Below are 11239 nucleotides of genomic sequence, written 5' to 3'. Positions count from 1 at the left end.
AACGGCGAGGCTGAATGTACATCTTGTGCTGCCCATGGCGCGGGCTGTCGAAAATTAGTGGCCCGGGAACGGGACAAGGCTATAACAGGTAATGCCTTGATTTTCGAGACGCTGTTCACCGCCGAGGTCGAACAGATTAATGATGAATGCAGCGTCAGTGACTTCACCGCCCAGACGACGGATCAATTTCACTGTCGCCTCAATGGTGCCCCCAGTTGCCAGCAAATCGTCGACTACCAATACTTTGTCACCAGGTTTAATGGCATCAACGTGGATTTCCAGCTTATCGGTGCCGTATTCCAGTTCATAAGTTTCGCTGATGGTTTCGCGCGGCAGTTTGCCCGGTTTACGTACCGGTACAAAACCTACGCCCAGACCCAATGCTACCGGAGCACCAAACAAGAAGCCACGTGCTTCGGTGCCGACAACTTTGGTAATACCCGCATTTTTGTAACGCTCAACCAGCAGGTCGATGCTGAGAGCGTAAGCTTTCGGGTCTTCCAGTAAGCTGGTGACATCACGGAACAGAATGCCGGGTTTTGGGTAGTCCTGAATGCTTTTGATGCTATTTTTGAGATACTCAAGCTGCTGTGCAGTCGCGGTCATAAGTGTATGCCTGCTTGTTACGGTGGTACTCACGGCGCGTTTTAAACGTATCAAAAGTAACTTTTGTTTAACCTTTGACCGCCTGCGCCTGTGCTCGAAAACGCCAGAATGTACTGGCTGTGGGCGATAATTGCAACAGCGATTGTTGTGCTTCAGTGCTTTTCTTGCTTTTCATCAATCACTGGGATTCGCCACATAAAAATCAGCAAACAAGTGAGGATCACCAGCAACAAAATGCGTACCCACGTCATATGCACAAACCACAGTGAAATAGCAAAAGTCACGAGTATCAATAAAATCGCCCGTGGTTTTGCGCCACGCGGCATTGCATGGTATTTCTGCCAGAAGCGTAAATAGCTACCAAACCATGAGCGATACAGCAGCCAGGCGTGAAAACGCGGGGAAGAGCGGGCAAAGCACCAGGCAGCCAACAGGATAAACGGCGTAGTCGGTAATACCGGTAATACCACCCCCAGCGTACCCAACACTACCGCCAGCCAGCCAATGATGATTAAAATGATTCGTTGCATATTGAGTGTTGTCAGCTTACAGAGTGGCTACTTTAGCATAACAATTATCATTTTCATTGAGGTCTTATCGTGAAAACGACCCTGCTGCTGGAAAAACTGGAAGGTCAGCTCGCCACGCTGCGCCAGCGTTGTGTCCCGGTGGCGCAGTTCAGCACGTTAAGCGCCCGTTTCGACAGGCATCTTTTTCAGACTCGCGCGACAACGTTACAGGCTTGTCTCGATGAGGCGGGCGATAACATGGCTGCGCTTCGTCACGCAGTCGAACAGCAGCAGCTGCCGCAAGTAGCCTGGCTGGCAGAACACCTGGTCGCCCAACTGGAAGCGATTGCCCGTGAAGCGGCATCCTGGTCACTGCGCGAGTGGGACAGCGCGCCACCAAAAATTGCCCGCTGGCAACGAAAAAGGATTCAACATCAGGATTTTGAACGGCGATTACGTGAGATGGTAGCAGAACGTAAAGCCCGTCTGGCGCAGGCAACCGATTTAGTAGAGCAGCAAACGCTGCATCGTGAAGTAGAAGCCTATGAAGCGCGTCTGGCGCGGTGTCGCCATGCGCTGGAAAAAATCGAAAACAGGTTAGCGCGTTTAACTCGCTAACAATGGAGAAAGTATGTCACTGGAAAATGCCCCTGACGATGTCAAACTGGCCGTCGATTTGATTGTGCTGCTGGAGGAAAATCAGATCCCTGCCAGTACCGTGCTGCGCGCGCTGGATATTGTAAAACGTGATTATGAAAAGAAATTAACGCGCGATGATGAGGCGAAAAGCGAAAAATAAATGGGGTGGCCGGATGTCGCCCTCTGATTGCCGGCAAACGCAAAATTGCCTGATGCGCTACGCTTATCAGGCCTACACTACTCCTGCAATATATTGAATTTTCGCGGTTTTGTAGGCCGGATAAAGCAGTCACGCCGCATCCGGCATGAACAACGCGCACTTTGTCAGCAATCTCGGGGGCGGCTAAATGCCGCCCCTTTCGTTATTACCCTACCGCAGGCGTCGGATCGTCGCCTTTGTAGTCTCGTTTCACTTCCGTCACTTCATCGCCCTTCTCGTTATGCAGATGCACTTCAAGTTGGTTAAAGGCAATGTTGATGTCGTTTTCACGGCACAACTGATCGATAGTACGGTTCAGTTCATCGACAGTACGGCTACGGTCGCGCAGTTCACGAACGTACAGGCGCAGCTCGTGATCCAGCGTGCTGGCGCCAAACGCAGTAAAGAAGACTTCCGGCATCGGTTCGTGCATCACCCTTGGATGCTCAGTCGCTGCCTGAAGCAGGACTCTGCGTACTTTTTCCAGATCAGAACCGTAAGCCACACCCAGGCGGATCACCAGACGAGTGGTGGTGTCGGTTAACGACCAGTTGATCAGACGCTCGGTTACGAACGCTTTGTTCGGGATGATCACTTCTTTGCGATCGAAGTCCGTAATAGTCGTTGCACGAATACGGATCTTACTGACCGTTCCGGAGAAAGTACCGATAGTTACCGTATCGCCAATGCGCACCGGACGTTCGAACAGGATGATCAAACCAGAAACGAAGTTACCGAAGATCTCTTGTAAACCAAAACCCAGACCTACAGATAATGCCGCAGCCAGCCACTGGAGTTTATCCCATGACACACCAAGCGACCCAAACACTGTCATCGCACCAACGGCAATGATGATGTAGTTAAGGATGGTGGTAATGGCGTACGACGCGCCCTGGCGCATGTTCAACCGCGAGAGCACCAGCACTTCCAGCAAACCTGGCAGGTTGCGGATCAGCGCCCAGGCAACCATCGATGCGATAATCGCAAACAACAGACTGCCCATAGTGACGCTTTTCACCACCGCAGCCCCGGCTTCAGTGCCGTTGTAATGCCACAGGGTGATGCTGTCGAGATAGCTGAACACGGTGATCAAATCGGACCAAATCGCCCAGAACATCAAACCAAACAGTGCAAACATCAGCAGCATGGTAATACGCAGCGTCTGCTGGTTAACCTGCTCCAGTGCAATGGTGGGTTCTTCCGGCGGTTCGGCTCCTTCGGCCCCCTCTTTCACCAGATTCTGCCGACGCGCCAGCGCACGGCGCCAGGCGATACGCCGTGCCGCCACGCTTAATCCGCGCAGTACGGTCTGGTACAGCAGGTTCCAGATGATCACCAGATAAACGGTTTCAATCCAACGCCCGGAGAGGCGCAGCGTGGTGTAGAAATAACCCGTGGCGGTCAGCACCATCAGCGCAATCGGGATAATCGACAACACGGTAATGGTGACCAGACGCATGGTGTGCGACTCTTTATCACGCCAGCTTTCGCGGCACATCGGCCACACCAGAAAGGCAATCAGCAGCAGGTTGAAGAAAATCATCGCCTGCCCCAGTACATCATCCATCAGATGCAGTGGGGAGAGTTCTGCCACCACAGACCAGAAATGGATCGGCAGCAACGCGAGGCTGATGCGGACAATTTGCCGACGCCAGTGGCTGGTCTGCTGTTCCGGCATACCAAAGTGACGAACAGCAACGCCATTTTTCTCCAGCACCTTCCAGCACAGACCAAATACCAGCCAAAAAATCGCCAGTTTTTTGCTGAACGACCACAGTAGCTCACTGATGTTGAGCTGCATGGTGAGCAGAATCAAACCGACGGCGAGAATAATCAGACACACCGGCAGCGCGCGGATCAGATCGATAAGGATCGCTTTTGGTGTGTTGAGCTGGCTGTCGTTACGCAGGGAACCTACGGCGGAAGCCAGCTTTTGTTGATACGCTTTCAGCCATCCAAGACGCCAGTGAATCAACCCGGCAATCAGCAGCAGCGGCAAACCAGCGAGGAAAGCGATAAAGACGGCAGGCCAGGCTTTTTCCCAGTTCACCGTAATTTTCATCGACTTGAATTCATCCTGCAGCGTTTGTGGGAACGCTTTAATCCAGTCCCAGTCCATCGGGCGGTTACTGTTCACCCAGAAAATCTGCTGGGTCAGGATGGATTTCAGGTTTTTCGATACGCTCATTAACTGTTGCTGGTTGATTTGCAGGTTAATGGCCATCATGAGTTGGTTGCCCAACTGTTTGTTAAGCTGATCCAGCAATTCGCGACGCATATCAACTACTTGCAACAATGCGTCACGAACTTCGTCGTTGACTTCATTCGCATGACCCTCTTCCAGTTTGGCGACATAAGCATCGCTCTGGAAGAGTGCGTCACGCTGCTGGTTCACTTCGAACTGTTCGAGACGCAAATCCGCAATGCGGTTGGTCATATTTTCCAGTTCGTCCGCCGAGGGCAGCGTTTGTTGTTGCTGATAAAGAATACGTGACAGCAGCAGGCTGCCCTTCAGGACAGAAATCTGCTCTTTGATATTGCGTTCCGATTGCAGCGCCCGCTCCAGCCAGTTTTTGACTTTGATGTTTTGCTGCATCAACAAATTGCCGTTTTCAGTGGCGCTAATCAGACGCTGACTTAACTGCTGGTTAATTTCCAGCTCTTGTTTCACCAGCGGATTAGCCTGAATACGCGCAGCTTCGTCCGGCGTTACCGCTTCCTGCGCCGTTTTTTCAGTTAATGTCAGACGCTTGCTGTTCACCGCCTCCTGCAATAGTTGCAGTTCATGTTCCAGACGAGTGCTGTTCGCCGTCACGTAATCGCGTTGCTTTTGCAGGGTATCCTGTAAGACAGTGTTCCCTTCAAGGCTTTTACGTTGCTGGTCAATCTCGGCATTCAACAAAGCCTGCTGCGCCTGCATCAGCACTTTCTGGCTGGGACGTAAGGCTGTCTCACCGACTTCCGTGCCATCCAGGCGGCTGCGAATTTGTTGCAGCTGCTGTGAGGCGGTATACATCGCATTTTGCACGCGTTCAGGCTGCGTCTGTAAAGAAACTAACTGGCTGTTATAAGACGCCAGATCGTTTTGTGCGTTTTGCAAATCGTCCAGCGCCTGAGCAACGCGAGTTTCCAGTTGGCGCAACGAAAGCGTGCTCAGAATTTTGCGCGTTTCGTCGTCGTTGTCCACATCGCTAAGTGCGGTTAACGCTGCGGTCGCCTGGCGCATTTTTTCTGGCGCTTCAGCCACTTTTTGTCGTAGCTGAACCGTCTCTTCTTTTACTCGGTCGATTTTATCGAGAGTGGCTAATGTGTCTGTCAGATCCTGCTGAATCAGTTTGTCCTGAGCAGAAAGATCTTTTTGTTTATTAAGCGAGTCAAGTTGTGCCTGTAGATCCGCTTTCGTCGGTAGATCACCATTCGATGACGCCCGCGCAAAGGCCGTGTTCTGGCATAACAAGACCAAAACAAAAGCAATAAATGCTGAAAAAACAAAATGCCGTGATCGTTTGTAATACTGGAACATAGTCATGATGAATGAAGGTTTCTGAACCTGAAGAACGACCTGAAATAGTCAAGCGGCTAGAATAGCACGGCGTAGAGAGCCAGAATAGCAACAGCGAAAATGTCCAGGAAAAATCCTGGAGTCTGATTCAGGATTTTTCGTTGCTGGCCGGTGTACGAAGCGTAGGGCAAAGAAGATACATTTCCAGCAATATGGCAACGTAATCGCGGGCTTCTTTTTTGAGGTCAAAAGATTGCGGGGCAAAGAGCCAATTTTCCATTAAGCCGGAAATATAGCCGCGCATAATAATTGCTGCGCGACGCGTCATTAAATCTGCCGGCAACATTTTCGCCTCAATACAATGTCTTAACGTTTGTTCTATACGGTCATAACTTTCCAGACAGAGATTACGTTGTGCCTGTTGAACAACAGCCATTTCCCCGACAAATTCGCATTTGTGGAAAATAATCTCCATCAATAATCGACGGCGTTCTTCTGTCACCGTCGATTCAAGAACATGAATTAGTATTTCTCTTAATACTGAGAGTGGATCGTCAGGGAATTTTGCCTGATACTCAAGCTCTAGTTCACCAATATTGGATTCTGACAGCTCCCAGATCTCACTGAACAAATCCGACTTATCTTTAAAATGCCAGTAGATTGCACCACGCGTAACGCCTGCTGCTTTTGCAATCTCTCCCAGTGAGGTGGATGATACCCCCTGCTGTGAGAAAAGACGTAAAGCCACATCGAGGATGTGTTGGCGCGTTTCTTGCGCTTCTTGTTTGGTTTTTCGTGCCATATGTTCGTGAATTTACAGGCGTTAGATTTACATACATTTATGAATGTATGTACCATAGCACGACGATAATATAAACGCAGCAATGGGTTTATCGACTTTTGACCATTGACCAATTTGAAATCGGACACTCGAGGTTTACATATGAACAAAAACAGAGGGTTTACGCCTCTGGCGATCGTTCTGATGCTCTCAGGCAGCTTAGCGCTTACAGGATGTGACGACAAACAGGCCCAACAAGGTGGCCAGCAGATGCCCGCTGTTGGGGTAGTAACAGTCAAAACTGAACCTCTGCAGATCACAACCGAGCTTCCGGGTCGCACCAGTGCCTACCGGATCGCAGAAGTTCGTCCTCAAGTTAGCGGGATTATCCTGAAGCGTAATTTCAAAGAAGGTAGCGACATCGAAGCAGGTGTCTCTCTCTATCAGATTGATCCTGCGACCTATCAGGCGGCGTACGACAGTGCAAAAGGCGATCTGGCTAAAGCGCAGGCAGCAGCCAATATCGCGCAATTGACTGTTAATCGTTACCAGAAGCTGCTGGGTACTCAGTACATCAGTAAGCAAGAGTACGATCAGGCGCTGGCTGATGCGCAACAGGCAAATGCGGCTGTCACTGCGGCGAAAGCGGCTGTTGAAACCGCGCGCATCAATCTGGCTTACACCAAAGTCACCTCTCCGATTACCGGCCGTATTGGTAAATCGAACGTGACGGAAGGCGCATTGGTGCAAAACGGTCAGGCAACTGCACTGGCGACCGTGCAGCAACTGGATCCGATCTACGTTGATGTTACTCAGTCCAGTAACGATTTCCTGCGTCTGAAACAAGAACTCGCCAACGGCACACTGAAGCAAGAGAACGGTAAAGCCAAAGTGTCGCTGATCACCAGTGACGGCATTAAGTTCCCGCAGGACGGTACGCTGGAGTTCTCTGACGTTACCGTTGATCAGACCACCGGTTCTATCACTTTACGCGCTATCTTCCCGAACCCAGATCACACCCTGCTGCCGGGTATGTTCGTGCGCGCACGTCTGGAAGAAGGGCTTAATCCAACCGCCATTTTAGTTCCGCAACAAGGTGTAACTCGTACACCACGCGGCGAAGCTACCGTACTGGTCGTTGGCGCGGATGACAAAGTGGAAACTCGTCCGATCGTCGCAAGCCAGGCCATTGGCGATAAGTGGCTGGTGACTGAGGGTCTGAAAGCAGGCGAACGAGTAGTAGTAAGTGGGCTGCAGAAAGTGCGTCCTGGTGTCCAGGTGAAAGCACAAGAGATAACCGCTGATAACAATCAGCAAGACGCAAGCGGTGCTCAGCCTGAACAGTCCAAGTCTTAACTTAAACAGGAGCCGTTAAGACATGCCTAATTTCTTTATTGATCGCCCGATTTTTGCGTGGGTGATCGCCATCATCATCATGTTGGCAGGGGGGCTGGCGATCCTCAAACTGCCGGTGGCGCAATATCCTACGATTGCACCGCCGGCAGTAACGATCTCCGCTTCCTATCCTGGTGCTGATGCAAAAACAGTGCAGGATACTGTTACACAGGTTATCGAACAGAATATGAACGGTATCGATAACCTGATGTACATGTCCTCCAACAGTGACTCCACGGGTACTGTGCAGATCACCCTGACCTTTGAGTCTGGTACTGATGCGGATATTGCGCAGGTTCAGGTGCAGAACAAACTGCAACTGGCGATGCCATTACTGCCGCAGGAAGTACAGCAGCAAGGGGTGAGCGTTGAGAAATCTTCCAGTAGCTTCCTGATGGTTGTCGGCGTTATCAACACCGATGGCTCCATGACGCAGGAGGATATCTCTGACTATGTAGCGGCGAATATGAAAGATGCCATCAGCCGTACATCAGGCGTCGGTGACGTTCAGCTGTTCGGTTCACAGTATGCAATGCGTATCTGGATGAACCCGAATGAGCTGAACAAATACCAGTTAACGCCGGTTGATGTCATTACCGCTATCAAAGCACAGAACGCCCAGGTCGCAGCCGGTCAGCTCGGTGGTACGCCGCCGGTGAAAGGCCAGCAGCTTAATGCCTCTATTATTGCTCAGACGCGTCTGACCTCCACTGAAGAGTTCGGCAAAATTCTGCTGAAAGTGAATCAGGACGGTTCCCGCGTACTGCTGCGTGATGTGGCGAAAATTGAGCTGGGTGGTGAGAACTACGACATCATCGCAGAGTTTAACGGACAACCCGCTTCTGGTCTGGGTATCAAACTGGCGACCGGTGCGAACGCGCTGGATACGGCTGCGGCTATCCGTGCTGAACTGGCAAAGATGGAACCGTTCTTCCCGTCAGGTCTGAAAATCGTTTACCCGTACGACACTACGCCATTCGTGAAAATCTCCATTCACGAAGTGGTTAAAACGCTGGTTGAAGCGATCATCCTCGTGTTCCTGGTAATGTATCTGTTCTTGCAGAACTTCCGCGCGACGTTGATTCCGACTATTGCCGTACCGGTGGTATTGCTGGGAACCTTTGCGGTCCTTGCAGCCTTTGGCTTCTCGATAAACACGCTAACGATGTTCGGGATGGTGCTCGCTATCGGCCTGTTGGTGGATGACGCCATCGTTGTCGTAGAAAACGTGGAACGTGTGATGGCGGAAGAAGGTTTGCCGCCGAAAGAAGCCACTCGTAAATCGATGGGGCAGATTCAGGGCGCGCTGGTTGGTATCGCGATGGTGCTCTCTGCGGTATTCGTACCGATGGCCTTCTTCGGCGGTTCGACTGGTGCAATCTATCGTCAGTTCTCCATTACCATTGTTTCGGCAATGGCACTGTCAGTACTGGTGGCGTTGATCCTGACTCCGGCGCTTTGTGCGACCATGCTGAAACCTATCGCTAAAGGCGATCACGGCGAAGGCAAAAAAGGCTTCTTTGGCTGGTTTAACCGCATGTTCGAGAAGAGCACGCACCACTACACCGACAGCGTAGGCGGTATTCTGCGCAGTACGGGGCGTTATCTGGTGCTGTATCTGATCATCGTGGTCGGCATGGCCTATCTGTTCGTGCGTCTGCCAAGCTCCTTCTTGCCAGATGAGGACCAGGGTGTATTTATGACCATGGTCCAACTGCCAGCAGGTGCAACGCAGGAACGCACGCAGAAAGTGCTCAATGAGGTGACGGATTACTATCTGACCAAAGAAAAGAACAACGTTGAATCGGTGTTCGCCGTTAACGGCTTCGGCTTTGCGGGACGTGGTCAGAACACGGGTATTGCGTTCGTTTCGTTGAAGGACTGGGCTGACCGTCCGGGTGATGAGAACAAAGTTGAAGCAATTACCACGCGTGCAACGCGCGCCTTCTCGCAGATTAAAGATGCGATGGTGTTCGCCTTTAACCTGCCTGCGATTGTGGAACTGGGTACGGCAACCGGTTTTGACTTTGAGTTGATTGACCAGGCCGGCCTCGGTCACGAAAAACTGACCCAGGCACGTAACCAGTTGCTGGGCGAAGCAGCGAAACATCCTGATCTGCTGACCAGCGTGCGTCCAAACGGTCTGGAAGACACGCCGCAGTTTAAGATTGATATCGACCAGGAAAAAGCTCAGGCGCTGGGTGTTTCTATCAACGACATTAACACCACTCTGGGTGCGGCATGGGGTGGCAGCTACGTGAACGACTTTATCGACCGTGGTCGTGTGAAGAAAGTTTACGTGATGTCAGAAGCGAAATACCGCATGTTGCCGGAAGATATCGGTAACTGGTATGTCCGCGCTGCTAATGGTCAGATGGTGCCATTCTCGGCGTTCTCCTCTTCCCGTTGGGAATACGGTTCGCCACGTCTGGAACGTTACAACGGTCTGCCATCCATGGAGATCTTAGGTCAGGCGGCACCGGGTAAGAGTACCGGTGAAGCGATGGCGTTGATGGAACAACTGGCGAGCAAACTGCCTACGGGGGTTGGCTACGACTGGACGGGGATGTCCTATCAGGAACGTCTCTCTGGCAACCAGGCGCCTTCGCTGTACGCAATTTCGTTGATTGTGGTGTTCCTGTGTCTGGCGGCGCTGTATGAGAGCTGGTCGATTCCGTTCTCCGTTATGCTGGTTGTTCCGCTGGGGGTTATCGGTGCGTTGCTGGCAGCCACCTTCCGTGGCTTAACCAATGACGTATACTTCCAGGTGGGCCTGCTTACAACCATTGGGTTGTCGGCGAAGAACGCGATACTTATCGTCGAATTCGCCAAAGACTTGATGGATAAAGAAGGTAAAGGTCTGATTGAAGCAACTCTGGACGCGGTGCGTATGCGTTTACGCCCAATCCTGATGACCTCACTGGCATTTATCCTCGGCGTTATGCCGCTGGTTATCAGCACTGGTGCTGGTTCCGGCGCACAAAACGCAGTAGGGACCGGCGTAATGGGCGGGATGGTGACGGCAACAGTACTGGCAATCTTCTTCGTTCCGGTGTTCTTTGTGGTGGTTCGCCGCCGCTTTAGTCGCAAGAATGAAGATATCGAACATAACCATACTGTCGATCATCATTGATAGATCTCGTAATCACTAAGGCCGCGCAAGCGGCCTTTTTAATACGTATAATCTTAAAATAACAATGTTTACAGCTAAGCTCGCAAACGGAAGTTAGTTTTAACGCTACATAAAATTCATAAAAAATGCTTATTGTTAGTTAATTTATATTAAGTGGTAGCAATAGGTATAATAACCCATAGACATCTAGAGGCTATTCTTAATTATTTGCGGCAATCCTTTATTTATTCATATCAATTACATCATAATCAGAGTAATCCTGGGTATTAGTGTGACAAATTCCCGTCTCATTTTATCACCCCCGACGCAAGGATCCTGATTACGTTATGAATAGCATCAAACAAACTGCTTTAGCCTTTACGTGGTTGATGCAGGGTGAAAAAGTAAGCCTTTTCCCTCTCCTCCCACTAATTGTAATTTTTCGTAATAATGCGATGAAAACCTTCATAGAGTGGATTATAGTTAATCTAACAAC

General features: G+C 50.8%; 8 protein-coding genes. 4 read left to right on the top strand and 4 right to left on the bottom strand.

Annotated elements, in window-relative coordinates; all coding sequences use genetic code 11:
• Window positions 1-54: 54 nt before the first annotated feature.
• Both apt and WES_RS15450 read right to left on the bottom strand, forming a co-directional pair.
• On the bottom strand, window positions 55-606 hold the full coding sequence (gene apt, locus WES_RS15445; protein ID WP_001515901.1) for an adenine phosphoribosyltransferase: 552 nt from the start codon (window positions 604-606) through the stop codon (window positions 55-57).
• A gap of 152 nt (window positions 607-758) precedes the next feature.
• Window positions 759-1136 carry a DUF454 family protein gene (locus WES_RS15450; RefSeq protein ID WP_001188909.1) on the bottom strand — a complete coding sequence of 126 codons (378 nt, stop codon included), beginning with the start codon at window positions 1134-1136 and terminating at the stop codon, window positions 759-761.
• 69 nt (window positions 1137-1205) lie between these two features.
• Here WES_RS15450 and priC point away from each other — a divergent pair, with 69 nt between their 5' ends.
• Complete coding sequence (gene priC, locus WES_RS15455) at window positions 1206-1733, top strand: primosomal replication protein N'' (RefSeq protein WP_000858964.1); 528 nt, start codon at window positions 1206-1208, stop codon at window positions 1731-1733.
• Between the two features lie 13 nt (window positions 1734-1746).
• On the top strand, window positions 1747-1914 hold the full coding sequence (rsmS, locus tag WES_RS15460; protein ID WP_000051155.1) for a pleiotropic regulatory protein RsmS: 168 nt from the start codon (window positions 1747-1749) through the stop codon (window positions 1912-1914).
• A 205-nt stretch (window positions 1915-2119) separates the two neighbouring features.
• Here rsmS and mscK read toward each other — a convergent pair whose 3' ends face one another.
• Both mscK and acrR read right to left on the bottom strand, forming a co-directional pair.
• A complete protein-coding gene (mscK, locus tag WES_RS15465) occupies window positions 2120-5482 on the bottom strand; it encodes a mechanosensitive channel MscK (protein WP_000177767.1) in 3363 nt (1120 codons plus the stop codon).
• A gap of 121 nt (window positions 5483-5603) precedes the next feature.
• Entirely contained in the window at window positions 5604-6257 is a 654-nt protein-coding gene (gene acrR, locus WES_RS15470; protein WP_000101733.1) for a multidrug efflux transporter transcriptional repressor AcrR, read from the bottom strand.
• 141 nt (window positions 6258-6398) lie between these two features.
• Between acrR and acrA the strand changes: the two genes are divergently transcribed.
• Complete coding sequence (gene acrA, locus WES_RS15475; RefSeq protein ID WP_010347661.1) at window positions 6399-7592, top strand: multidrug efflux RND transporter periplasmic adaptor subunit AcrA; 1194 nt, start codon at window positions 6399-6401, stop codon at window positions 7590-7592.
• Window positions 7593-7614: 22 nt separating this feature from the next.
• Complete coding sequence (acrB, locus tag WES_RS15480) at window positions 7615-10764, top strand: efflux RND transporter permease AcrB (RefSeq protein WP_016159183.1); 3150 nt, start codon at window positions 7615-7617, stop codon at window positions 10762-10764.
• The last annotated feature ends 475 nt before the right edge of the window (window positions 10765-11239 follow it).

The sequence above is a fragment of the Escherichia sp. KTE31 genome, assembly GCF_000407925.1.
GTDB classification, from domain to species: Bacteria; Pseudomonadota; Gammaproteobacteria; order Enterobacterales; family Enterobacteriaceae; genus Escherichia; species Escherichia ruysiae.
This window is presented reverse-complemented; position numbering and strand designations above follow the sequence as displayed.

What these genes read in the sequence shown, in the direction of transcription:
- acrR (WP_000101733.1), bottom strand. Translation starts at nt 6,257, where the DNA reads ATGGCACGAAAAACCAAACAAGAAGCGCAAGAAACGCGCCAACACATC.
- acrA (WP_010347661.1), top strand. Translation starts at nt 6,399, where the DNA reads ATGAACAAAAACAGAGGGTTTACGCCTCTGGCGATCGTTCTGATGCTC.
- rsmS (WP_000051155.1), top strand. Translation starts at nt 1,747, where the DNA reads ATGTCACTGGAAAATGCCCCTGACGATGTCAAACTGGCCGTCGATTTG.
- WES_RS15450 (WP_001188909.1), bottom strand. Translation starts at nt 1,136, where the DNA reads ATGCAACGAATCATTTTAATCATCATTGGCTGGCTGGCGGTAGTGTTG.
- acrB (WP_016159183.1), top strand. Translation starts at nt 7,615, where the DNA reads ATGCCTAATTTCTTTATTGATCGCCCGATTTTTGCGTGGGTGATCGCC.
- apt (WP_001515901.1), bottom strand. Translation starts at nt 606, where the DNA reads ATGACCGCGACTGCACAGCAGCTTGAGTATCTCAAAAATAGCATCAAA.
- mscK (WP_000177767.1), bottom strand. Translation starts at nt 5,482, where the DNA reads ATGACTATGTTCCAGTATTACAAACGATCACGGCATTTTGTTTTTTCA.